Origin of the sequence: Streptococcus sp. HMSC071H03, from assembly GCF_001813035.1 — a bacterium.
GTDB lineage: Bacteria > Bacillota > Bacilli > Lactobacillales > Streptococcaceae > Streptococcus > Streptococcus anginosus.
Genome location: NZ_KV811159.1, coordinates 101,125 through 124,415 on the forward strand (window position 1 = coordinate 101,125; position 23,291 = coordinate 124,415).

Sequence of the window (23,291 nt, forward strand, 5' to 3'; positions counted from 1 at the left end):
GAAAAAATGAATGAAGAAGTATTGAATGAATTGAAAAAACTTCTAGGATTATTTCCTGGATCATATATCAATCAAAATTTAGAAGTGATTCTAATCCCAAAAACAAACACTTATTTTAATCTTGAAGGAGTTGGCTCAAGACGTGACATTATCGCAAAATTGCTGATGTGGTGTACCAGAACAATTTCAAAAGAAAGACCATATAAACAAGAACTAAGGAATTTTCAATATAGCTACGACAACACTGTGCGTCTTGGTCGATATGTGGGCAAAATAATAACGACTGAAATGGTTGATTTGATATATCAAAAATTAGGAAATGGTGTTAGACCAGAATTGACCTATAAATTCATTGATAGTGGATTTGATATGGAGGTATTAAATGGCTAAACTAATAGGTTTTGGAAGATGCCTTGAAAAGACAACAATGGCTATTTTAGAAAGCCATTCAATGGGCAATCAGATTATCTGTGCAAATAATAGAATTGCAAAGAATACCTCTGCTTATGCCCGACAGCTAGGTTATACCATTCCTCAGCCAGTATCAATCAACAACCCTAGCTTGAAAGAAATCATCAACAATCTCAATAGAGCCCATATTGGTGTTGTGGTTGACGATGTTGAAATGGTTTTACAATCATTTCTAGGCTGTCAAATTGACACTATCACATTTGACAGCCCAAACGTACAACCAGTTGAAGATCGTTATGCTGAAGAAATAGCTGAGTTGAAAAAAGAGGTAAATGCTTGTTATCGAGAAAAAGCGGAAGACCAGAGTACAATCGAATCCTTAAAAGACAAATGCGTGAATCTTATACTTGAAAATGCAGATTATGTCTGGGACGAAATGGCTCGCTCTGCTATGGCTAAGAGAGCAAACACGAGGAGATGGAGGTCAAGAGGATGTATCTAAAATGTAAACACATGCAGGTTGTGAAACATGACTTGCAATACTATATTCAGCGCAAAGGTGCGGATGAACATGATTTAGTAGAGGTGGGAAATGATATTGCTTGAAATTATCGAAATTTTAGGAGCTATGATTATCATAGCGAGCTTGATGGTTCTATTATTGGCTATTGTGGTAAGCGGATGGAGGGTAATTTTTAAAAATGAACAAAAGAATCAAGAAGAAGAAAGCTAAGCAAGCCAGATTGAAGAAGCAACAGGAACTGGAACAGTTGGTTCGAAATCCTGAGCAGATTCGTGAGGCATTGATGTGTGTTGGCACCGCTCTTAGTAATTTATTTACTAACTTAGCAGTAGCCTTTGCTAATGTAGCTGAACATTGGAAAAAATGGGGAGAACAATTTGACAAAGAAAACTGCAAGTAAGACAAGACGTGATTTCCTTGAGTTTGAACTTGAGGCTAAGTATCTAAAAATTGACAAACTTATTGGTCAGCGACGTCATGAGTTAGAAAGAGTATATGCAGTCAAAAACCTGACCATGCCAGACATCGATGATTCAGGAGCTAGTCGCAGTGGGACTTCAATCAATACTTCTGAAAATTTAGCTGTTGCTTATTCTAGTGATCCAATGATTCTAAAACTGGAAGAGTTTCAAACAGCAATTTCAAAACTGCTTGATGTGCTTGAACCCGATGATAAGAAAATCTTTTATCTTAGGTGGGGAGAGCATACTAGATATGACTGGATTCAAGTGTGGCATATCATGGAGAACGGTGAGACAGGTTATTTGTATAGACACAGTAAGCAGATTTACCGAAGACGTGAAGTTATCCTTGACACACTAGCTAAGCTGCTCTATCTATAACTTGTCAAAAAATATGTAGAATTGACAGAAAAAATCTGATAGATTGATAGTATCACTAAGCGCCGAGGAATCTTTGGCGCTTTATTTTTTTATGAAAGGAGCAAAGTAATGAATATTGTTGAACCGCTAAGAGATAAGGACGACATTCAAGCGATGAAGGATTATCTATCATCATGGAATGAAAAGTATTATATACTATTTCTCCTTGGGATAAACACAGGCTTTCGTGTCGGAGACATCCTCAAGTTAAAGGTCAAAGATGTCCAGGGCTGGCATATCAAGGTCAGAGAACAGAAGACTGGAAAATACAAGAGTATCAAGATGACAAGACCTCTTAAAAATGAATTGAGAGATTTTGTCAAAGGCAAGGAACTACATGAGTATCTATTTCAGAGTCGTATTGGAAAGAATAAGGCGCTCAGTTATAAAACGGTTTACTGGTTTCTTAAAAGAGCTGCTGAAGACTTGGGCATTGACAATGTCGGTACTCACACAATGCGAAAAACATTTGGCTATCATTACTACAAGAAGTACAAGAACGTTGCTGATTTGATGTCACTATTCAATCATTCAAGTCCAGCAGTTACGCTCATCTACATCTGTGTCAGACAAGATGAGCTTGATACTAAGATGAGTAATTTTAGCCTCTAATATTTTTTTGATTTTTTCAACTATCTATAATGAAGAAGTTTCTAGTTTGATTTTCAGAGGGAGCTTCAAGCCTTTTGTTTCTTGGTTTTATGACATGAAACAAAATTGGATAAAATATAAGATATAGATAGTTCAGAGTGGTTATTTTACATAATTTGAGCCGTGAAAAACAATCTTGTCAAAAAAATGGGTATTATTGACAAAAACAATCTGATATATTGGTAAAGAGCAAGCTTAGGCATGTTCTCTTTTTTGTTGGAGGTGGCGATGCCATGAAAGATGAAAATATATTTGATGGAATTAACCTTGGAGCTGGTAGCACTTTAGAAATCAATCTCACGAATAATGACTTAGAACATATTGCAAATGGATATGAGGTGACTTTAGATATTAAGCCTAACGAGACTGTAAATAAAATCGTAATAAAGCCAAGTGTGGTAAATGATATTCTAAATCCGTTAATCAACTATGACAAAAGAATAGTGAGTGAAGCAGATTTAAAGATTAGAGACATTTTAAGAGAGGCTGCAAGAAATAGTTTTGCATTGGGGTCAATGTAGTGGGCTATAGAAACCCTAAACACTCTGACTGGTTCAGAGCTTGGCAGATTAAGTTCTACAACTCGAAACCTTGGAGAACTCTGAGAAATAAAATCAGAAAAGCTAAGCGTATGCGTTGCGATATGTGTGGACGTTTGATTCACGGTAAAAGTATTGTTGACCACATCATAGAGATTGACGAAACTAATTATCAAGATGAATCTATTACTCTCAACGAAGAGAACTGTCAGCTGCTTTGCTTGGAATGCCACAACACAAAAACTTTTCAAAATAAAATAAATTTGAATTTAGATAATCGAAATATAAATTTATTTTTGATTTTTTTATTTTTAAATTTTAGTGTACTCCCCCCATTTTGAATTTTGACAGCGCTAGAATAATAACGGTGTCAATCCTCTTGCGTACCTCTCCCCAAAAATTGACGAAAATTGATACAAGAAAGGAGCATGATTTTGAAAATCAATGAAGTTTTAGAAAAGCTAGGAATAAGTCGTGCTACCCTCATTAGGTATCGAAAAAAGCTGGGCATATTTGAAGAAACTAGGTCAAATATCACCAAAAGTCAGTTCAAAGAGTTGGAAAAGCTTGCCAATCAACGGCAAAAGTACACAAGGAAGGAACGTGTTGAGTTATCTCGTAAGACTTTCAAGCTGATTCCAAAAGAAAAAATGCTTGAAATCAGTGATAATGATTCAGTTGGGTTGAAAAATCTCAAAACTCAATACAATCACAATCAAAAAGTGATTGTAAATTTCCAACTGGAAATCAATAAGGTCATCAATGACGGCGAGCTACCTGGTAAGTACCTACTTGATGGAATGGAAAAGTATCAAAAGCTTAACATGCAGATCATGTCAACTATTGAAAAGCAGAGTCCACAGGGTGACGGCCTCAAAAAAATGATTCAGGAGAAGCTGGCGCGTTATGGTTGAGATGAGATATTTTGATAAGTATGCTCAACTCATCTATACTGGAAAGATTCGTATTTGTAAGCTCACAATGAAATCAATCAGACGTGTTGAGCGCTACAAAGAGCAATACATCTTCAAACAGGAGGAAGCTGACAAGCGGATTGAGTTTATTGAGGAAGAATGCAGCAACACAAAGGGTCTTGCTGGTAAGTTGCGCTTGGCATTGCCTCAGAAAGTTTGGTTAGAAACCACATGGGGCTTTTATCACACGGTTGAGGTTACTAAGACAAATCCTGATACCTTAGAAGAATACACAGACTATGAAGAAAGGCGTCTCATTCATGAGGTGCCTATTATTGTGCCTCGTGGTACTGGTAAGACTACTCTCGGTTCTGCTATTGGTGAGGTTGGTCAAATCATTGACGGTGAATGGGGTGCTGATATTCAGCTTCTGGCATACAGTCGTGAACAGGCTGGCTATTTGTTCAATGCTTCAAGGGCTATGTTGTCGAATGAAGAGAGCTTGCTGCACTATATGCGTGAGGCTGACATACTACGGTCAACTAAGCAAGGTATCTTGTATGAAACAACTAACAGTCTTATGTCAATCAAGACTTCTGACTATGAAAGTCTTGACGGTACCAACGCTCACTACAATATTTTTGATGAGGTGCACACTTATGATGATGATTTCATTAAGGTTGTTAATGATGGTTCTAGCCGTAAGCGTAAGAATTGGATAACCTGGTACATTTCAACCAATGGAACAAAGCGTGACAAGCTCTTTGACAAGTATTACAACATCTGGGTAGATATCCTTGATGACAAGATTATCAATGATTCTGTCATGCCTTGGATTTATCAGTTGGATGATGTGTCAGAGATTCATGATCCTGATATGTGGCAGAAAGCTATGCCATTACTTGGTATCACGACAGAGAAAGAAACAATCGCTCGTGATATTGAGATGAGCAAGAATGATCCAGCACAACAAGCTGAGTTGATGGCAAAGACTTTCAATCTTCCTATTAACAACTACCTGGCATACTTCAGTAATGAAGAATGTAGAGGTTGGACAGATAAGTTTGATAAGAGCTTATTTGTCGGTAATGATGAGCGTAGTGCTCGTTGTGTGCTTGGTGTGGACTTGTCAGATGTCAATGATATCTGTTCAGTCTCATTTATGGTGGTGCGTGGTGAAGAGCGCCAGTATTTGAACAAAAAATTCATGCCACGTCACACAATTGAAGGTCTTCCAAAAGAACTGAGGGACAAATACGCTGAGTGGGAACTTAGTGGCCAGCTTCATGTTCATGAGTTGGACTACAATGACCAGGCCTATATCTTTGAAGAACTAAGGCAGTTCATGAGTGAGAATATGATTCTTCCAGTCGCAGTTGGCTATGACCGCTGGAACGCTAAAGAGCTTATCCGCTTATTTAATGACTACTATGGTGATATCTGCCACGACATTCCACAGACAGTTAAGAGCTTGTCCAATCCTTTAAAGGTTTACAAGGAAAAGGCTAAGATGGGTAAAATCATTTTTAACGATCCTGTGGCAACTTGGAACCATGCCAATGTTCGTGTCAAGTTAGATGCGAATAATAACGTATTTCCAAACAAAGAAAAGGCAAAAGAAAAAATTGACGTCTTTGCTAGTCAACTAGATGCCTTTATCTGCTATGAAAATTTCAAGGAAGACTTGAGCTACTACTTTGATTGAGGTGAAGAATGAATAACTATTTGAATAATTTGAAGGAAGTTTTTGCTAGGATTTTTCGTTCAAACAATCGGAAATCTACAAGAACCTATCTTCAAAGAAGTATCTCCTATTGGCGTAGGAACTCTATCTATTTGGATAACATCTACAATAAGATTTCAACTGACACAGCTCAGCTAAGGTTTAAGCATGTCAAGATTACTCGTAACCCCGGTGGTGTCGACAAGATGGTTTGGTATGAGCATAGTGACTTGGCTGAGGTGCTATCAGTCTCACCAAATCCACTAGAAGTTCCTGTTGTCTTTTGGGCAAACGTAACAAGAGCCATGTTACGTGACGGTGTTGCGATTGTTGTGCCACGTTGGGAGAATGGTCGATTGATTGAAATCTGGCTTGCTAAGAAAACAGTGACATGGACATCAGAAAGCGTGGAGCTTATGCTTGATGATGTTACTGTTGAACTTCCATTGTCTGATGTGTGGGTATTTGAGAATCCTAAATTAAATGTTACAGCTCAACTCAATCAGATTACTGAGCTGATTGATATTAACTTAAACGCTTTGACGGAAAAACTCAGCGAGGGAAATTCTGGCCTGAGAGGCTTCTTAAAACTACCAACAAAGGCAGCTGATGAACATTTGAAAAAACAAGCCCAGCACCGTGTTGATAGTATGTTGGATTTGGCTAAGAGTGGTGGCATTGCTTATCTTGAGCAAGGCGAAGAGTTCCAGGAACTTAGCAAAGATTACTCTACTGCTTCCAAGGAAGAATTAGAGTTCTTGAAATCACAGCTCTATAATGCTCATGGTATCAATGAGAAATTGTTTACCTGTGATTATACTGAGGAACAATATAGAGCCTACTATTCTAGCGTCATGAAGTTATATCAGCGTGTCTATTCTGAAGAAATCAACAGGAAGTACTTTACGAAGACAGCACGGACTCAGGGGAACAAACTCTTAGTCTTCTTTGATATGGCTGATATGATTTCATTTAAGGATTTGGTTGAAGGGGGCTTTAAGTCCAAATATGCTGGCTTGATGAACTCAAATGAGTTCCGTGAAACCTATCTTGGTTTACCAGGCTATGAGGGCGGTGAAGTATTTGAAACAAATCTAAATGCGGTTCGTATCGGTGCAGAGGAATCTGAGTAGGAATTTAAAGGGTGGGTGGCTGGCAGAATCTTCATGAAAGGAGGTAAGCAATGGAAAAACTAAAAACCTTTGTCGTGAAGTCAGTTGAGGATGAATCGGCTGACTTTCACTTTGAGGCTTATGCTTCAACCTATGACAATGCAGACAGGGACGGCGATGTGATGGCCAAGGGTTGCTTTGATAACACTATAAAATCCAAAGCAGTTGTCCCTATGTGCCTTAATCATGACCGTAATCGTGTTATTGGTAAGCATGAATTATCCGTGGATGAAAAAGGCTTGCGTACACGTTCAACATTTAATCTTAGTGATCCAGAGGCTAAAAAAACTTATGACCTCATGAAAATGGGGGCATTGGATAGCCTGAGCATTGGGTTCTTTATCAAAGATTATGAGCCTGTTGACGCTAAGCAACCTTACGGTGGATGGATTTTCAAGGAAGTTGAAATCTTTGAAATTTCTGTTGTGACCGTGCCGGCCAACCCTCAAGCAACCGTTGACAATATCAAGGAATTTGATATGTCAGTAGTTGATAAGCGAATCGCTCAGGCGAACATGAAGCAAGAAATCATGAGTAAACTTGCAAAAATTTAAAGGAGACATGATGAAAAAATCACTCGTTGAGCTGTTAGAAGCTCGTCAAAAAGCAACTGATGAATTGGCTGAGGTAAAGCTTAAAAAAGCCACTATTGAAGCCAAGATGAAATCTTCAACAATTGAAGATGATGACTTGGAACAGTTGAAAACTGATGCAGAGAATTTGGTAGCTCAAGCAACAGCTATTAAAGAAACTATTGCTGGGCTAGATTCTGACATTGAAGAAGCCGAAGAAGAACTCAGCAAAGCTGCAAAAATTATTAAAGAAAAACAGAAAGGTAATACACCTATGGATTATTTGAAAACCAAAGCTGCTGCCCTTGACTTTGTCCGTATTCTGATGGATAACGAAGGTAGCGCTAACAGCGCTCGTAAAGCGTGGGAAGCTAACCTTGTTGAGAAAGGGGTGACTGACCTCACTAAGATTCTTCCAGAACCTGTTCTTATCGCTATTCAAGATGCCTTTACTAACTACAATGGAATCTTGAACCACGTTTCAAAAGACCCACGCTATGCGGTGCGTGTCGCTCTTCAAACTCAGGTATCTCAAGCTAAAGGACACAAAGCTGGTAAGACTAAGAAAGATGAAGACTTCACATTTTTGGACTTCACTATCAATTCTGCAACAGTCTACATCAAATATGCGTTTGAATATGCTGACTTGAAAAAAGACACTACAGGATCTTACTTCAATTATGTGATGAAAGAACTTGCTCAAGGATTTATTCGTACTATTGAGCGTGCTGTTGTCATCGGTGATGGTAAGACAGCTGATGCTGATGATAAAATCACTGAAATCAAATCTATTGCTGAAGAAACTGAAACAAACCTCTTTGAAACACAAGAAATCAACGTTGCTGGTGTCTTTGATAATGCTGTTCTTGAATCTCTTGTTTCTGGTATTGATAAGATGGTTCCAAATACCACACCAATTCTTGTCACATCAAAAGCCATTGCTCGTAAATTGAAATTGGTTAAAGATGCAGAAGGTCGCTACATTGATCCTCAACCATTTGCTCCAATTGCAACCAATGGAAATATTATTGCTGGCTTCCAAGTTTACATCTATGACTGGATGGACGGTGCGACTAACCCAATCATTGCATTTGCTGACCAAGCATATAAAATGATTGGTGATGATGTTGCTGCTGACCGCTTTGAAGATTATGACGTAACAGTTAACCGTCGTCACATTGAACTTGCAAGTGTCATGGGCGGTCGTTTGGCACAGTACAAATCAGCAGTCAAATTTACAAAATCAGCTGGTTAAAATAGCTAGAAAGGGGAGTCTAAATGACAATCCTTAAAACAATCAAAGAAATGGTAGAGGTTGACGTTGAAGAGGATATCTTTGACGTCCAACTTTTACGCTATATCAACAGTGGGATTTCATATTTACAAAGAAATGCTATTCCTGTTATCCGTATTGATAAAGATACGGAGTTAAAGGGATGGACAGACATTAAGGAAGAAGATAGGGAAACAGTGCTTGACTGGTTACATCTGAGATGTATTCAACGTTTTGACAAATCTTTGATGACAGGCAGTGCTGCTACTATGGAATGGATTGACGGTGAGATGACAAATCTTTTGTACCAACTCAAAGCAATCTATGAAGCGAAGACATGAAATCTTCAAGAGTAGCTATCATTCTTTGCTATGATGAGCGTTTCCAGGTTGAAAAAGGTGTCTGGGAGAAAAAGACTGTAGAAAAGAAAGTTAAAGCCGAGAAAGAGAAAATCTATCAGCGAAGGCTTGATAAAGCTATGGCAGACGGTCAAGTTCTAACTGCTAGGTTTAGTGTTCGTTCCAACTATGTGACTGATACTCTGGACTATGTCAAATATAATGGCAAAGAGTACAAGGTTAACATTGGGACAGAATCAGACGACGGTCATTACACTATCATCGAACTGGGAGAACTAAAATAATGGCCAAGAAATTTTTCACTAGACAAGATATTCAAGCTATCCTTGAAACAAACACTTTGAAGGCTAAGGTCTTCTACATGGAGCGGGAAGAGAAATCTTCCCCTGACAATGTCATTTTGTATTATCGGTTAACACCAGGCAGTAGCATTACTGCTGATGATAGAGTACACATGAGAAAAGTGACCGTGCAAGTCAGTCACTACCACAAGAAGAAACTGGACAGCATTGAAGATTTGATGCTGTCTAATTTTATGTGTGAGCCAAATCAGTTGAATCTAAAACAACCTGATACTGACTATCTACTGACAACTTATAGACTTGAGGTGTTTACAAGTGGGCAGTGGTAGCGTGAAGATGACGCCGCTAAAGGTAGATATCAAGAATCAAGTTTTAGAGAACATTAAAAAGGCTGCTCAAAGTACAGAAAGTGACATTAGAACTGGAAGTCCTAGACGAAACGGTGTTTATGAAAAAGGGTGGACACACGACATCATAGATGACGCTGCTATTGTGCATAACAATGGCAAAGAAAAGACTCTATCCCACTTATTAGAGAATGGGCACGCTACTAAAAATGGTAGCTTTGTTGCTCCTAGAGAGCATATCAGACCAGCCTATCTCAAGAATAAGGAAAAATTCCTTAATGATATGAAATCCATCAAAATCACACCAAAATAAGAAAGGAGTCTTAAATGACTTACCAATACGAAACAAGAGAAGTTACTCATGGTAATGCGACCGGTTTTTATGCCAAGATTGCTAAAACGGAAGCTGGTGCCTTGGACTTACAAACACCTTATCCTTTTACTGGGCTACGGAGTACATCTTTTGAAACTTCCCAAGAATCCAATGCCTACTACGCTGACAATGTGGAACATGTCCGTTTGCAAGGTAAGAAGTCTACAGAAGGATCCATTACCACCTATCAAATTCCAAAACAGTTTATGATTGACCATTTGGGCAAGAAATTGACTACCTCTAAACCACCAGCTCTGATTGATACTGGTGTCAATACTAACTTCATCTGGGGTTATGCAGAAACTGTTACGGATGAATTTGGAGCCGAAATTGAAGAATTTCATATTTGGACGAATGTCAAAGCTTCAGCACCTAAAGGTAGTACAAAAACTGATGAAACATCAGCCGAACCAAAAGAAATTGAAATCCCTTGTACGGCTTCACCAAACAATTTCATTGTGGATTCTGAAAAGAAACCTGTATCTGAAATTGTTTGGCGTGATGACAGTAAAGGAACTGTCCGTGGTAAGTTTGACAAGTTGTTTGCAAGTAAGTCCCCAGGGAAGCTGATTGACTTCATCAACGAGGCCCTTGGAACAACCACAACAATCGCTAGCGGAGGCTCTCAATGATTAAAAAAGAACTATCATTCATAGTGTTTGATGGTTACGGAGAAGAAACTGAGCGTACTGAAACGGTACGCTTTCTTTATTCTCTGCCAGCTATCAAAATGTATGAACAGAGAACTGGTCGCAACTTCTTCGATGATAACCAAAAAGCTCTTAAAGCTTATTCACAGCTTGCTATTGCATCAGGTATCAATGGCAAACCAACTGATTTAACCGATGAAGAAAAAATCAAACTGATGCCATTGCTTATGGAACCAGACTTCATGAATTTTCTGACTGAAGTTATCCCTTGTCTATACGGTGAAGTTGAAAATGGTCGCTTAGTACAAAATGAGCTAACTGCTGAAACAGCTGCATTGGCTCCTTGGTTTGGTGATTTGATTGATATTGGTTTCTTCCCAGACCTCTTCTATGAATTTAACCGAAGTAGAGCAAAGGTGCCACAAGATAAAAAAAAGCCTCGTCAGAAGTCGTAACTTCTGAAAAGGTCTATAAGGTTGTCTTTGAAAATCGGATGGATGTTTTTTGGGCAGAATCCCAGCACTTTAACTATTTAATGGGAACGCTCCACCAAATGAGCATCAATCAAGAAGAGAAGAAAACACTATCTAACGCTGATTTACTTAGCGTGATGTCAGATTAAAAAAGAAAGGAGGAAAATATATGGCTGAAACGTTTGAAGGCTTATACGTCAAGTTTGGTGCTAATACTGTTGAATTTGATAGGTCTGTAAAAGGCATCAATAATGCCTTATCTAGTTTGAAAAAAGATTTTACTAATATCAACAGACAACTGAAGATGGATCCTGATAATGTTGACTTGTTGAATCGTAAGTTGGTTAACTTGCAAGAACAAGCTCGTGTTGGTGCTATGAAGATTGCCGAACTCAAAAAGCAACAGAAAGCGCTAGGTGAATCTGAAGTTGGGTCAGCTCAGTGGAATAAGCTTCAAATTGAAATCGCTAAAGTCGAATCACAAATGAAAGTTGTTGATAAGGCAATAGAGTCAACACAGAAACACATCGAGGATGTTGGCAATCCAAAGTCTATCTTGAACCTCAATAAAGAACTTGGTAATGTTGCTAAGGAACTTGACATTGTCAATCAGAAGCTAGAGCTAGATCCTAATAATGTTGAACTGGCAGAGCAGAAAATGAAACTTCTTAGGAAACAGTCGGAATTGGCTGGGGATAAAGTCCAAGAGTTAAAGAAAAAACAAGCTGCTCTTGGAGATGAGAAAATAGGTACAGAAGAATGGCGTCAACTTCAAAATGAAATCGGTCAAGCTGAAGTAGAAGTCATGAAAATTGATCGCGCCATGGACAATCTTGGTGAATCTAGTAAGTCGGCTGGCAACGATATCAAAGAAGCAACAAAATATCTAAAAGCTGATCTTATGATGGATGTTGCAGAAAAAGCAAGTCAAGTTGGTCAAAAAATGGTTGATGCTGGGAAGAAGACAGTAGATGCATGGTCTGAAATAGATGAAGCAATGGACACCATCACCACTAAGACAGGCTTAACTGGTAATGCTCTATTAGAGCTTCAAGGAATTGCTAAGGGCATTGCTACAGAAATGCCAGCAACGACATTTAAAGAATCTGCTGACGCAGTGGGAGAACTTAATACCCAGTTCGGTTTGACTGGAGAAAAGCTGAAATCATCATCTGAATTACTTATTAAGTACGCTAAGATCAACGAGACAGATATTTCAAGCTCTGCTATTTCTGCGAAGCAAGCTATCGAAGCTTACGGACTGTCTGCTGATGATTTAGGCAAGGTCTTAGACAATGTGACTAAAGTTGCTCAGGATACAGGGCAGTCAGTTGATACGATTGTTCAAAAAGCTGTTGACGGTGCACCACAAATTAAAGGATTGGGATTGTCATTTGAAGAAGGTGCTGCTCTAATCGGGAAGTTTGAGAAAAGCGGTGTGGATTCATCAGCTGCTCTCTCGTCTCTTTCAAAGGCAGCTGTTAACTATGCTAAAGACGGTAAGACTCTGATTGATGGATTGAATGAAACGATTAGTGCCATTCAAAACTCGACTAGTGAAACAGAGGCTTTAAGCATAGCTTCAGCGGTTTTTGGAAGTAAGGCTGCACCCAGGATGGTAGATGCCATCAAGCGTGGTGCTTTTAGTTTTGATGACTTAGCTTCAGCGGCTAAAAATTCTTCTGGGACTGTCGCTACGACATTTAATGAAACGGTAGATCCAATTGATAAACTGACACAGTATTCGAATAAGGCAAAGGAAGGGATGGCAGAAATTGGTGGTAAGTTGCTTGAGACTGTTATTCCAGCTTTAGAACCGTTAATGGGAATGCTTGAATCTGCTGTTAATTGGTTTACCAGCCTAAACGAGACTGATCAACAGACAATTGTGATTCTTGGTTTGGTTACTGCAGCAGTTACGATGTTGCTTGGTGCGATTGCACCGCTAGTCATCGCCATAGGAGCTATAGGAGCACCTGTCGGAATTGTCGTTGCCGCAATAGTTGGTGCTATTGCGGTTATCACACTTATCATTCAGGCTATCACGAATTGGGGAGCCATATCTGAGTGGCTAAAAACAACCTGGGATTCTTGTGCTGCTTGGCTTTCTGAATTGTGGACGAATATAGTTACGACTGCCACCACAGCGTGGTCAAATTTTACTGCCTGGCTTTCTGAACTTTGGTCTTCCATAACTTCAACAGCACAGTCAGCCTGGTCGAGTTTTACTACTTGGCTTTCTGGATTGTGGTCTTCAGTGGTCTCGACTGGACAGTCTCTGTGGTCTAGTTTTACTAGTGCCTTGTCCAATATTTTCTCTAGTTTTATTTCAGGAGTACAGTCTCTATGGTCAAGTTTCACTTCCACACTTTCCAATTTGTGGTCTGGGCTGGTCTCAACTGGGTCAAATTTGTTTAATAATTTGAGTAGCACGATTTCAGGAATTTTTAATGGTATTCTTTCTACTGCAACCAATATTTGGAACACTATTAAATCCACTATTTCAGGTGCGATTGATGGGGCTAAAAATGCGGTCACAAATGGTATCAATGCTATCAAAGGGCTATTTAATTTCCAGTTTCGGTGGCCTCATATCCCATTGCCTCATTTCCGTGTGAGCGGGTCTGCAAACCCTCTTGATTGGCTTAAAGGTGGCTTGCCAAGTATTGGTATTGACTGGTATGCCAAGGGTGGTGTCATGACCAAACCAACACTGTTTGGCATGAATGGAAATCGTGCAATGGTTGGCGGTGAAGCTGGTGCTGAAGCCATCTTGCCGCTGAACAAATCAACACTGGGGGCAATTGGTCAAAGTATTGCTAACACGATGAACACATCTAACAATATCAACGTTAACTTCTCTGGTGTCACTATCAGGGAAGAAGCTGATTTAAACAGACTGGCCAACGTGGTTGGAAATCGTATTGCTGAAGAATTGCAACGTAAAACTAATTTGAGAGGAGGAAAGGCATGACAAAAATCAATGAACTTACTATTGATGGAGTAAAAACATCATCTTTTAAGTGTGATGTCCTGGTCGAAACAAGACCGAATGTCATTGTCTCCACTTCCAAAACAGCATTATTAGAGCATGACGGCATTAGTGGTGCAGTTGTACAATCGAACAGACACCGTGGACTGATTGAGAAGCCTTATCACATCACTTTAATTGAGCCAAGCGATGAAGAAATTTATCGCTTTTCTGCTCTCTTGAATCGTGAAAAGTTTTGGTTAGAAAATGAACAGGAACCAACTATCAGACTTTGGTGTTACAAGGTTGATGGCTTTAAGATTGGAAAAGATGAATTTGGTGCTTGGGTGGTCGATGTTACCTTCATCTGTCATCCTACCAAGTTTTTTAAGACCACTGACCCCCAGACATTGACAGGGAACGGCGTTTTAGCCGTGCAAGGCTCAGCTCTTGCTTTTCCTAAGATTACTGTGGTTGGTCAGAGTAGCTCTGAGACATCGTTTACGGTGGGGAATCAAGTCATTAAGCTTGAAAAGCTCTCAGAATCGCTTGTGATGATCAATGATCCTGACAACCCTAGCTTTAAAACAGCTAGTGGAAAACCTGTCAAGTGGGCTGGTGACTTTATCACGATTGATACGGCTAAGGGACAGAATGTCGGGGTTGTACTGGGTCCTGGTATCCAATCCTTAAAATTTGAGACAGTTTGGGGGTGGGCATAGTTGCTTTATTTACTTGACGAAAATGTAAGAACAGTCAAATGGAATGGGATTCCATTGCATGAGGCCAGCTCTGCCATTGTCAAAGAAGAAACGAATGGCGACTTTTACTTAACTGTCCACTATCCTATCACGGACTCTGGTATCTATCAGCTTATCAAGGAAGATATGCTGATTAAAGCGCCTGTACCTGTGCTAGGGGCTCAGCTGTTTAGAATCAAAAAGCCTATTGAGAATGATGATAGTCTGGGCATCACTGCCTATCATGTTACTGATGACATCATGCAGCGGTCTATCACTCCTGTTAACGTAGTTGGTCAAGGCTGTGCTATGGCACTGTCTCAGATGGTTCAAAATGCTAAGACTGGTCTGGGTGATTTTTCTTTTACCAGCGATATCATGGACAGCCGAACCTTTAACACGACTGAGACGGAAACACTATACTCTGTCCTGATGGACGGTAAACACAGTATCGTTGGAACGTGGGAGGGTGAGCTTGTCCGTGACAACTTTGCACTGTCCATCAAGCGTAGTCGTGGGGCTAATCGTGGTGTTGTTATCACGACACATAAAAACCTCAAGTCCTATCAGCGAACTAAAAACTCTCAAGGTGTTGTGACTAGGATTCATGCCCGCTCAACTTTTAAACCAGACGGTGCTGAAGATGAAGTGACGCTCAGAGTGACCGTTGACAGTCCACTTATCAACTCTTATCCATACATCAATGAGAAAGAATATGAGAATAACAATGTAAAGACGGTCGAAGAACTGAAAAAATGGGCTGAGGCTAAGTTTAAGAATGATGGCATTGATAAGGTATCTGACGCTATCGAAATTGAAGCTTATGAGTTAGATGGGCAGGTCGTCCATCTGGGTGATACAGTCAATCTCAAAAGCAGAAAACATAATGTGGATGTCTATAAAAAGGCTATTGCCTATGAGTATAATGCCCTGACAGAGGAATATATATCAATCACGTTTGATGATAAAGCTGGTGTGGGTGGCTCTAGGGTGTCCAGTGGTTTGAGCAATGCTGCTGATGCTATTCTTGGCGCAAGCGCTACAGCTCAAAATGTAGCCGTTGAGCGTGCTGTTAAAAATGCTAACCAAGCCTTTGATGCGGAATTTGAAAAACGTGTGGAAGCGATCAATGACGGGATTGAGCAGGTCAAGGCTAAGGCGACGGAATATGCTGACAGACTCAATCAAGCAGTAACCAGCAAAGTGCAAGAAGTCAACCAGCTTGTAATTGCGAATAAAGCGGAACAAGACAAGCAATACAAAGAAACTCTTGCAAAAGCTGGTGCATCTAGCGACTTAGCGAAGCAAGCACAGAATCTCGCTACACAAGTGCGTGATGACTTAAACAAAGTCAAACAGACCGCCACACAAGCTCAATCTCAAGTTAATTCTCAGATTGACCAAGTCAAGAAAGACGTTGGTGCTATCCGCAACCAGCAGACGGCCTACGAGCAGACCAACACGCAGAATCTAGCGCGAATAACTGGTCAATTGGGTGACAAAGCCAGCAAATCCGAAGTCGAACAGACTGCAGATGGAATACGAGAGGAGCTGGCCAGCCTGTCTGTCGGTGGTCGAAATCTTGCCTTGGGAACAAGCAAAGAATGGTCTACACCTTTCACAAACTTTTCGGGGAATCCGAATATTTGGTCTCCGCTCTACAAGGTTTTGACCGACGGCTTGCAAGTCGGCGACACATTGAGGTCTAAGATCATACTCAAGTACACTGATGTTCGACCAGCGACTGGCAAGACTGCGACCGTTGGATTACAAGGCAACGGAAATGTAACCGGCTGGACAGATGGAGCTTATAATGGTAGCCCTGCCAAAACCCTTAACGGAAGCGGAGAAATCACATTTGAACACTCCTTTAAAATTACCGAAAATCATCTGAAAAACGCCTATTGGAATTGGATGTTTAGAACTGATTTTATCGCTAGTGGGTCGCTTCAATGGAGACTTGCAAAAGTTGAGAGCGGGTCAGTGTTTACGAATTGGTCGCCTGCTCCTGAAGACGCAGAAGGCCTAATCACAGAAGCCAAGGCTACGTTCGAGCGAACAGCTCAGGGACTGCGTACAGATCTCACTGCTGTCCAATCCTACGTCAACGCAGACGGTACGAGAGCCGAGGCTCTGCGTACTTACTCTCGCGAGGAGACAGCACGTCAGCTGACAGCCGAGCGCAAGGTTATCGAGGCTGGCTACGTGGCCAAGGCCCAGCACACGGAAGATGTGCGAGGGCTGACAAACCGCTTTGAGGAGCTGAAGACCAGCTCTGAGACTAATCTAGCGGAATACAAGCAGTCGGTCGAGGGTCGGTTTACCACCATCTCTCAGCAGATAGCAGGCAAAGCTAGTCAGACTGATTTTCAGCGCGTTCAAGAGACCAGTAGACTCTATGAGCGAATTATCGGTAGTAACGAGGACGACATTTCGAATAAGGTTGCTCGTATGGCTCTGACCAATCAACTTTTCCAGGTCGAGGTTGGGAAATATGCCAACGTTGGCGGCCCAAATATGCTTCGAAATTCGAGGGCAGATGATGGCTTGAAATATTGGACGGAAGCAGACGGACGCTTGAGTTTTACAACTCACACATTTTATTTTAATGGTCAAAAACGAATATTTGAGTTGAGACCGGGTGCAGTCGTTAAAAGTCCACGTTTTATCGTTAAGCGTGGCGGTGAGTATATGTTAAATATGCTTGGGTTTGACGCTAATTCAAAGAGTTTTAAAATCTATTTCTGCAAACGAAAAAAAGGAGCGATCCCGGAATACCAAGAAAAACAAGTCGTTTTTGTAAGCACGGGAAGCCCTGCTTTTAGTAGTTCGCAAGTAGTCAAGAAGTCATTTAAATTTAATGTGGAAGATTTTGACGAAGGTTTTTTACAATTTGAATATGAAAAACAAGACTTGAACAGATGGGGCGGTCTATTTATGACCGAACTTGATTTTTATGAGGGTATGACTGACCGTCTCTGGCAACCTGCTCCCGAAGATGCGACCTTAGAGACAGACAAGACGCTTGAAGCAACGCAGACAAAAATGACTCAACTCGCAGGTTCGTGGGCGGTGCAGAACATCAATTCTGCTGGTGATTTGATTTCTGGCTTAAATTTGGGTGCAAATGGTGTTAATCGACTAGACGGACGACTGACGCACATTACAGGCCAGACCTTGATTGATAACGCAGTCATTAAATCCGCTATGATTGATAAGCTAAAAACCGCAAACTTTGAATCAGGTTCTGTTACCACGCAAATACTCGCTTCAGGGGCTGTAACTGCGGATAAGCTGGTAGTTGACCAAGCGTTTTTTGATAAATTATCAGCGAACTACGCTTATTTAAGGCAGCTGTTCTCTAAAGACGCTTTTATTACATCTGTTCAATCGGTCACAATGTCCGCATCTAAAATCGTTGGCGGTGTTCTTGCAGCAACTAACGGTGCTATGCAAATTAACCTAACCAATGGACAAATCCATTACTATACGGATCAAGCAGCCATGAAGCGAATTCTAAGCGGTTATCCTACACAGTTTGTCAAATTTGCAACAGGGAACGTCAACGGAACAACAGCAGCAGGAGTAACAGTCGTGGGTTCGAATCGTTACGGAACAGAGAGTTCCAATGATGGAGGATTTGTTGGAATGCGTGCTTGGAACGGGAATGGAGTTGATAGTTTGGATTTAGTTGGAGATGATATCAGTTTAGCCAGCTCTGCTTACGAGAATGCTGATGGTTGGACAGTTACCACAACTGGTAAATTACAAATCAAACCGAAACGACAACAAGACAGACGCAACTCAACCCTTGAAATCGGTGATATCTGGCTTTACTTACAAAACGACGGCAAGTATTACTCATCGCTTCATGACATCTTAAAAAACATTTATGAGAATCTAAGATTATTACATAAACATAAAACAACTCGCTCAGACTATAGCTATAGCTTACGTGATATTTAGAAGGACGTATAAAATGAACACAGAACAACTCAATCAAGCTTTACGCTTGACTATCAACGAACTAACAACACAGCTGACTAACGAGTCAACGACAAAGAACTTATTGGCTATTCAGCTGACTGAAGCTGAACAAGCCAGCCAAAGATTGGCTCAAGAAAAAGACGAACTTCAGGCACGAGTGGATGAGCTGGAAGCTCTGCTTGAAAAACAAACACAACCAGCCACAGAAGAAGGAGAATAATCATGACATTAGAAATTATCAAGACGACTAAACTTGTAGGCAATATCAAAATTGATGATACTGTCGTCAAATCAATTACAGCTGATATTAACGAAAAGGGAATCTCCACTATCAGCGAGTGGATAAATAACGTAGAATTATACGCTGCTAATCGTCGCGAAATTCGCAAGCAAGAAGCTGAGTTTCAAAATAAAATCTACGAAGTAGAGGACGCTATTATTCAAGAGTTAGAATCCGGGAAAAAAGAGAAATAGGAGCGATAGAATGTGGATTTAATTTTAATTATTGACCATTTAGCGCCGACAATAGGCGTTATGGCTACTGGTTGGTTTGGTTATCGCGCTGCAAAATCAGGAAATCTGAATAAAAGCCAGTTTAGACAGATTTCGAGCGAAATGAGCGATATGAAAAAGAGTATTGAACATATCAAACGGACGGGTGATGATAATAATCAAAAAATAGATGATGCCAATGATAAGCTGGAATTACACACAGAATCGCATTTAGGGGTTATGTATCGACGGCTAGAAATAGACATTAAACACGCTTTAGAATGTGGCTATACTAGTGGCGAAGAGTTTAGCATCATCACCAGAATGTATAAAAACTATCGCAATTTAGGCGGTAATGGCTACATCACACGTTTGTATCAAGAATATCAAACGTTAAAAATAAAAGATTAGAGGTAAAAATATGAATAAAATTAACTGGACTGTACGTCTGAAAAATAAAAATTTCTGGCTGGCTCTTGTGCCAGCTATCGCTTTGTTGCTACAAGCAGGAGCAGACATCTTTGGAATCAAACTAGACTTTGGGGTTACGATTGATAAGATTTTAGTATTTATTAACGTACTTTTTGCATTGCTAGTTTTGATTGGAATTGTCAACGACCCTACAACGGCAGGATTTAGCGATTCAGAGCGAGCGCTTGGTTACGAAGAACCGCACAAGACGGAAGCAGGAACGGAAGGAGAATAGACATGAGTGTTGAATCTAGTATTGCAGAAATGCGCAACTTAGCCGCTACCCCTGTTTACTATGACATGGGCGACCGTTATGGAAATGACGCAGACAGAGACGGACGAATTGAGTATGATTGTTCTAGTGCGGTCAGTAAAGCGGTTGGATTGAGCCTTAATAATAACACAGAGACGCTCAAAAGCAATTTACCTACAATTGGGTACAATTGCGTTTACGATGGTGTAGACGGCTCTTTTGACGCTCAAAGGGGCGATGTGGTGGTCTGGGGACCTCGTGATATGTCTAGCTCGTTAGGTGCGTTTGGGCATGTTGTGATTATGACTAGTCCTACAACCATGATTCACTGTAACTACGGATATGATGGCGTGACCGAAAACGACTACAACCAAATCTGGGAAATCAACGGACGACCTCGCGAAACCGTCTACCGTTTAAACGCACAAGCGCAGGCTACACCAGCTAAACCGCAAGCAGGTAACAAATTAAAGGTCTATCAAGTCAATGATTTGCAATTTGTCAATGGCATCTGGCAAGTCAAGTGTGATGACCTCTGTCCAGTTGATTTTGACTGGACGGACAATGGTATTGATGTTGCGGACATTGACCTTGTGGACAGCAATGGCAATGTACTAGCGGACCAAGAGACAAAACTAGGTAGCTACTTTGTCATCAATCCTGATAAGGTTGTCTCTGACGGCGAGGGAGCTTATGGCTCTGGTAGCTACTATTGGCGACACGTTACACTTGCAGCAAGCGGTCAAATCTGGCTGTCGGTTTGGGATGTCAATCATTTGCTTTATGGATAACAGTAAACCCTAGCTTTGGCTAGGGCTTTTTTATTGTAAAAATTTTAAAAAAATAAAAAAAGTTGGTAAAAAGTGTTGACATTCACGGCGTACCGTGATATAATATAATCAGAAAGGAGGAAAGATATGAAAATCTCAGAGATTGCCGATTTAATGGTAGCAACCGGAACCCTGTTGACAGGGATTGCAAGTGTTATCATGGCAATAAAAAAAGAGCCAAAAGAACGCAAGCCACGCAAAGCAAAGCGGTTCAAATAAGGCTCTGTAGGTCAGGGGCGAAAGCCCCTGCTCCTACTTTGATTATATCATATCAAACGAAAAAATGAAATATTTACCAATATTCGTACTCGTGTTCTTTGTATTTATAGTAATCCTAAAGGATAAACGAAAGTGAAATCAGAAAGGATTCCAAAATGAGAGAAGAAATCCAAAAACTACTTGAAAGTAATGAAAGTACAAGCTCAATTGCTAAAGGAGCAGAGATTCCGTGGTCAACTGTAGCTGATTTAAGAAGTGGTAAAACAAGCATGGATAAAATGACGTTATTGACTGCCGAAAAATTGTATAGCTATGCAAGAGAGGTTTTGTCATAAAAACTAAAATATTTTAAGAACTTTTCAATGATGATAGATCGATTTTTTGTGTATAAAAAATCATGAAAATAGAAATAATTACTTTGCAAAAAATGAGGTAGGAAAAATAGTCCGCCCCAAATTCGCCCCAAAATATTTTTAAAGTTAACCTGATTTAACCTGACGGAAAATCAAAAAAGCCCGACTTTACGGGCTTTTTATTCGGTTAATTCCTGATAAGTCAGGTACTGAAAGGCGGTAGACGGATTTGAACCGACGATCAAGCTTTTGCAGAGCCGTGCCTTACCACTTGGCTATACCGCCACAACGTTTATTATTTTATCCTAAAAAATCGTTTTCGTCAAGAGTGTAGATTGGTTTCTCTTTGTAAAATTTTAGTGTTTTCCGATTAAATTTAATCATTAAAGTGGTGAAATTATCATTTTGATAAGCCAAAGAAAAGGTTGGATTGATAGTTTTTCTTGCTTTAGTTAAGGTAACAATAAGATAAACTTGTTTAGCTGAACCAACTGACTTCAAAAATATCAGCCACCATCTTCCTAAAAGTAAAGAAGTCATAAGTTAATTTCCCGTTACTTGCTTCCTTTTTTTAATAATTGTATCCATCTCATATGACATTTCTAAAATTAGATGTTCATATTTTTTAGCCATGGGAACTTCTTTAACAAATAAACGTTTCCAGCTATCAATTTGAAAGAAAAAGTGCTAAAATTCAAGTAGAAGTTAGCCAGTCAACAAAAAAATCTGAGGCGACTTGTAGTTTAAAACTTTCTTAGGATAGTTATTAATCCAATTTTCGATGAAAGCGACCAGTTTGTGGGTCGTTTTCTTAACTCCCTTAGGAAGCCATCGTCTGATAAGTCTGTTATGATTCTCGTTTGTTTCTCTTTCCCATGAGGAGTAAGGATGCGCGTAATAGATGTTGTCCTGTGGAAATACCTCAGCTAGTCTATTAAACTCCGTTCCATTATCAGCCGTGATGGATTTGATGGTATCCGTTTCCATAACTGCAGTGACAGCTTGGTTGACCAACTGAGCGGTTTTGTCAGGGATTAGTCGGATAATCTGGTGCCGACTTCTGCGGTCAGTGAGGGTGAGAAGGCACTGATTTTTCTGCTTGGTCAGAATGACGGTATCCATCTCATAATGCCCATTTTCAAGACGTTGGTTGATGAATTCAGGTCGTTCCTCAATCGACTTCCCAGCAGGTTTAAACCGTGGACTAGCTCTCTACTTTTCAGTTTTTGGCTTTCTGGGGTAAATCAAGTCCTTGTAGGTCAGTCCTAGCTGTCCATGATGAATCCAGTAGTAGATGGTAGATATGGGGACATTGACTTTCTTTGCATTGATCATCATTTCGGGAGAGTATTTCTGCTTGATATAGTGCAAGATTTTCTCCTTGGTAGCCTTATCAAGTCGACACTTTCGGACAACTTCTCTCTAGCTGATTCGTAACGACTTTGAGCAGTATCTGCAGAATAGAGCAGTTCAAACTTTCCCTTGAGTACTTGTTGGCGAACCAGCTCACGCTTGATGTCATTATGAATAGTTTGAGGTGCTTTTCCAAGCAAGAGAGCGATTTGACGATTTGATTTTCCCTCGTCCTTCCATTTTTCAATGAAACGGCGCTTAGCTATTGTTAAGTGCTTGCCTTTTTGGGTATAATGAGTAGGCATCTTAAAGAATCTTCTTGTGTTTGTGGTGAACTACAAGTATATCTCTTTGAGATATTTTTTCATACACTCGAAGTGGCCAACTTCATTTTAGAACTATCAAATTGAAAGAAAAAGTTTAAGAAAATAAAAAAAGATAAAAAAAGGTATTGACAAG

The 23,291-nt window shown here is 40.1% G+C and carries 29 protein-coding genes, 1 tRNA gene and 1 pseudogene; 28 read left to right on the forward strand and 3 right to left on the reverse strand.

Features of this window, described 5'->3' with window-relative positions; translation table 11 throughout:
• Positions 1 to 6 precede the first annotated feature (6 nt).
• From HMPREF2887_RS04235 to HMPREF2887_RS04365, 28 genes are all read left to right on the forward strand, one after another.
• A complete protein-coding gene (locus HMPREF2887_RS04235) occupies positions 7 to 390 on the forward strand; it encodes a hypothetical protein (RefSeq protein ID WP_084740670.1) in 384 nt (127 codons plus the stop codon).
• On the forward strand, positions 383 to 913 hold the full coding sequence (locus HMPREF2887_RS04240) for a hypothetical protein (RefSeq protein WP_084740673.1): 531 nt from the start codon (positions 383 to 385) through the stop codon (positions 911 to 913). The genes HMPREF2887_RS04235 and HMPREF2887_RS04240 overlap by 8 nt, the downstream gene beginning before the upstream one ends.
• A 199-nt stretch (positions 914 to 1,112) precedes the next feature.
• On the forward strand, positions 1,113 to 1,334 hold the full coding sequence (locus HMPREF2887_RS04245; protein ID WP_084740676.1) for a hypothetical protein: 222 nt from the start codon (positions 1,113 to 1,115) through the stop codon (positions 1,332 to 1,334).
• A complete protein-coding gene (locus tag HMPREF2887_RS04250; protein ID WP_084740679.1) occupies positions 1,312 to 1,776 on the forward strand; it encodes a hypothetical protein in 465 nt (154 codons plus the stop codon). Before HMPREF2887_RS04245 ends, HMPREF2887_RS04250 begins: the two co-directional genes overlap by 23 nt.
• Positions 1,777 to 1,884: 108 nt before the next feature.
• On the forward strand, positions 1,885 to 2,427 hold the full coding sequence (locus tag HMPREF2887_RS04255) for a site-specific integrase (RefSeq protein ID WP_084740682.1): 543 nt from the start codon (positions 1,885 to 1,887) through the stop codon (positions 2,425 to 2,427).
• Between the two features lie 272 nt (positions 2,428 to 2,699).
• Positions 2,700 to 2,987: a hypothetical protein gene (locus tag HMPREF2887_RS04260; protein WP_084740684.1), complete on the forward strand. Its 288-nt coding sequence runs from the start codon at positions 2,700 to 2,702 to the stop codon at positions 2,985 to 2,987.
• 122 nt (positions 2,988 to 3,109) lie between these two features.
• Positions 3,110 to 3,346: an HNH endonuclease gene (locus tag HMPREF2887_RS04265; protein ID WP_261673832.1), complete on the forward strand. Its 237-nt coding sequence runs from the start codon at positions 3,110 to 3,112 to the stop codon at positions 3,344 to 3,346.
• 87 nt (positions 3,347 to 3,433) lie between these two features.
• Positions 3,434 to 3,919 carry a hypothetical protein gene (locus tag HMPREF2887_RS04270; protein WP_084740690.1) on the forward strand — a complete coding sequence of 162 codons (486 nt, stop codon included), beginning with the start codon at positions 3,434 to 3,436 and terminating at the stop codon, positions 3,917 to 3,919.
• Positions 3,912 to 5,624 carry a terminase TerL endonuclease subunit gene (locus HMPREF2887_RS04275; RefSeq protein ID WP_148131487.1) on the forward strand — a complete coding sequence of 571 codons (1,713 nt, stop codon included), beginning with the start codon at positions 3,912 to 3,914 and terminating at the stop codon, positions 5,622 to 5,624. Before HMPREF2887_RS04270 ends, HMPREF2887_RS04275 begins: the two co-directional genes overlap by 8 nt.
• Before the next feature lie 8 nt (positions 5,625 to 5,632).
• Positions 5,633 to 6,775 (forward strand): phage portal protein, encoded by a 1,143-nt coding sequence (locus tag HMPREF2887_RS04280; RefSeq protein ID WP_084740693.1) that lies wholly within the window; start codon positions 5,633 to 5,635, stop codon positions 6,773 to 6,775.
• A gap of 50 nt (positions 6,776 to 6,825) precedes the next feature.
• A complete protein-coding gene (locus HMPREF2887_RS04285; RefSeq protein ID WP_084740696.1) occupies positions 6,826 to 7,368 on the forward strand; it encodes an HK97 family phage prohead protease in 543 nt (180 codons plus the stop codon).
• 10 nt (positions 7,369 to 7,378) lie between these two features.
• Positions 7,379 to 8,641, forward strand: a complete 1,263-nt coding sequence (locus HMPREF2887_RS04290; protein WP_084740699.1) for a phage major capsid family protein — start codon at positions 7,379 to 7,381, stop codon at positions 8,639 to 8,641.
• Between the two features lie 23 nt (positions 8,642 to 8,664).
• Positions 8,665 to 9,000 carry a phage head-tail connector protein gene (locus HMPREF2887_RS04295; RefSeq protein WP_084740700.1) on the forward strand — a complete coding sequence of 112 codons (336 nt, stop codon included), beginning with the start codon at positions 8,665 to 8,667 and terminating at the stop codon, positions 8,998 to 9,000.
• Positions 8,997 to 9,302 carry a head-tail adaptor protein gene (locus tag HMPREF2887_RS04300; RefSeq protein WP_084740701.1) on the forward strand — a complete coding sequence of 102 codons (306 nt, stop codon included), beginning with the start codon at positions 8,997 to 8,999 and terminating at the stop codon, positions 9,300 to 9,302. Before HMPREF2887_RS04295 ends, HMPREF2887_RS04300 begins: the two co-directional genes overlap by 4 nt.
• The gene (locus tag HMPREF2887_RS04305; protein ID WP_084740703.1) at positions 9,302 to 9,649 is read left to right on the forward strand and encodes a hypothetical protein; all 348 of its coding nucleotides are present in this window, start codon (positions 9,302 to 9,304) and stop codon (positions 9,647 to 9,649) included. Before HMPREF2887_RS04300 ends, HMPREF2887_RS04305 begins: the two co-directional genes overlap by 1 nt.
• A complete protein-coding gene (locus HMPREF2887_RS04310; RefSeq protein WP_084740706.1) occupies positions 9,636 to 9,980 on the forward strand; it encodes a hypothetical protein in 345 nt (114 codons plus the stop codon). Before HMPREF2887_RS04305 ends, HMPREF2887_RS04310 begins: the two co-directional genes overlap by 14 nt.
• Positions 9,981 to 9,994: 14 nt before the next feature.
• A complete protein-coding gene (locus tag HMPREF2887_RS04315; RefSeq protein WP_084740709.1) occupies positions 9,995 to 10,672 on the forward strand; it encodes a major tail protein in 678 nt (225 codons plus the stop codon).
• The gene (locus HMPREF2887_RS04320) at positions 10,669 to 11,145 is read left to right on the forward strand and encodes a hypothetical protein (protein WP_084740712.1); all 477 of its coding nucleotides are present in this window, start codon (positions 10,669 to 10,671) and stop codon (positions 11,143 to 11,145) included. The genes HMPREF2887_RS04315 and HMPREF2887_RS04320 overlap by 4 nt, the downstream gene beginning before the upstream one ends.
• A 187-nt stretch (positions 11,146 to 11,332) precedes the next feature.
• The gene (locus tag HMPREF2887_RS04325; RefSeq protein WP_084740715.1) at positions 11,333 to 14,137 is read left to right on the forward strand and encodes a phage tail tape measure protein; all 2,805 of its coding nucleotides are present in this window, start codon (positions 11,333 to 11,335) and stop codon (positions 14,135 to 14,137) included.
• Entirely contained in the window at positions 14,134 to 14,856 is a 723-nt protein-coding gene (locus HMPREF2887_RS04330; protein ID WP_084740718.1) for a phage tail protein, read from the forward strand. The genes HMPREF2887_RS04325 and HMPREF2887_RS04330 overlap by 4 nt, the downstream gene beginning before the upstream one ends.
• The gene (locus tag HMPREF2887_RS04335) at positions 14,857 to 18,840 is read left to right on the forward strand and encodes a phage tail spike protein (protein ID WP_084740721.1); all 3,984 of its coding nucleotides are present in this window, start codon (positions 14,857 to 14,859) and stop codon (positions 18,838 to 18,840) included.
• Positions 18,841 to 18,853: 13 nt separating this feature from the next.
• Entirely contained in the window at positions 18,854 to 19,081 is a 228-nt protein-coding gene (locus HMPREF2887_RS04340) for a hypothetical protein (protein WP_084740723.1), read from the forward strand.
• A 2-nt stretch (positions 19,082 to 19,083) separates the two neighbouring features.
• Positions 19,084 to 19,335: a hypothetical protein gene (locus HMPREF2887_RS04345; protein ID WP_084740726.1), complete on the forward strand. Its 252-nt coding sequence runs from the start codon at positions 19,084 to 19,086 to the stop codon at positions 19,333 to 19,335.
• A 12-nt stretch (positions 19,336 to 19,347) separates the two neighbouring features.
• Positions 19,348 to 19,764, forward strand: coding sequence for a hypothetical protein (locus tag HMPREF2887_RS04350; protein ID WP_084740729.1), 417 nt, complete (start codon positions 19,348 to 19,350; stop codon positions 19,762 to 19,764).
• Between the two features lie 10 nt (positions 19,765 to 19,774).
• Complete coding sequence (locus HMPREF2887_RS04355) at positions 19,775 to 20,059, forward strand: phage holin (protein WP_084740732.1); 285 nt, start codon at positions 19,775 to 19,777, stop codon at positions 20,057 to 20,059.
• A 2-nt stretch (positions 20,060 to 20,061) separates the two neighbouring features.
• Complete coding sequence (locus HMPREF2887_RS10245; RefSeq protein ID WP_186821897.1) at positions 20,062 to 20,868, forward strand: lytic exoenzyme target recognition domain-containing protein; 807 nt, start codon at positions 20,062 to 20,064, stop codon at positions 20,866 to 20,868.
• Between the two features lie 126 nt (positions 20,869 to 20,994).
• The gene (locus tag HMPREF2887_RS10475) at positions 20,995 to 21,126 is read left to right on the forward strand and encodes a hypothetical protein (protein WP_255777072.1); all 132 of its coding nucleotides are present in this window, start codon (positions 20,995 to 20,997) and stop codon (positions 21,124 to 21,126) included.
• A 155-nt stretch (positions 21,127 to 21,281) separates the two neighbouring features.
• Entirely contained in the window at positions 21,282 to 21,461 is a 180-nt protein-coding gene (locus tag HMPREF2887_RS04365) for a hypothetical protein (protein WP_039677487.1), read from the forward strand.
• A 232-nt stretch (positions 21,462 to 21,693) separates the two neighbouring features.
• On the opposite strand, the gene HMPREF2887_RS04370 is transcribed toward HMPREF2887_RS04365, so the two are convergent.
• The 3 genes and pseudogenes from HMPREF2887_RS04370 to HMPREF2887_RS04380 form a co-directional block, all read right to left on the reverse strand.
• A tRNA-Cys gene (locus tag HMPREF2887_RS04370) sits at positions 21,694 to 21,764 on the reverse strand.
• Between the two features lie 15 nt (positions 21,765 to 21,779).
• Positions 21,780 to 22,019 carry a hypothetical protein gene (locus HMPREF2887_RS04375; RefSeq protein WP_022526394.1) on the reverse strand — a complete coding sequence of 80 codons (240 nt, stop codon included), beginning with the start codon at positions 22,017 to 22,019 and terminating at the stop codon, positions 21,780 to 21,782.
• Positions 22,020 to 22,184: 165 nt separating this feature from the next.
• A pseudogene (locus HMPREF2887_RS04380) lies at positions 22,185 to 23,137 on the reverse strand (IS30 family transposase).
• Positions 23,138 to 23,291 lie beyond the last annotated feature (154 nt).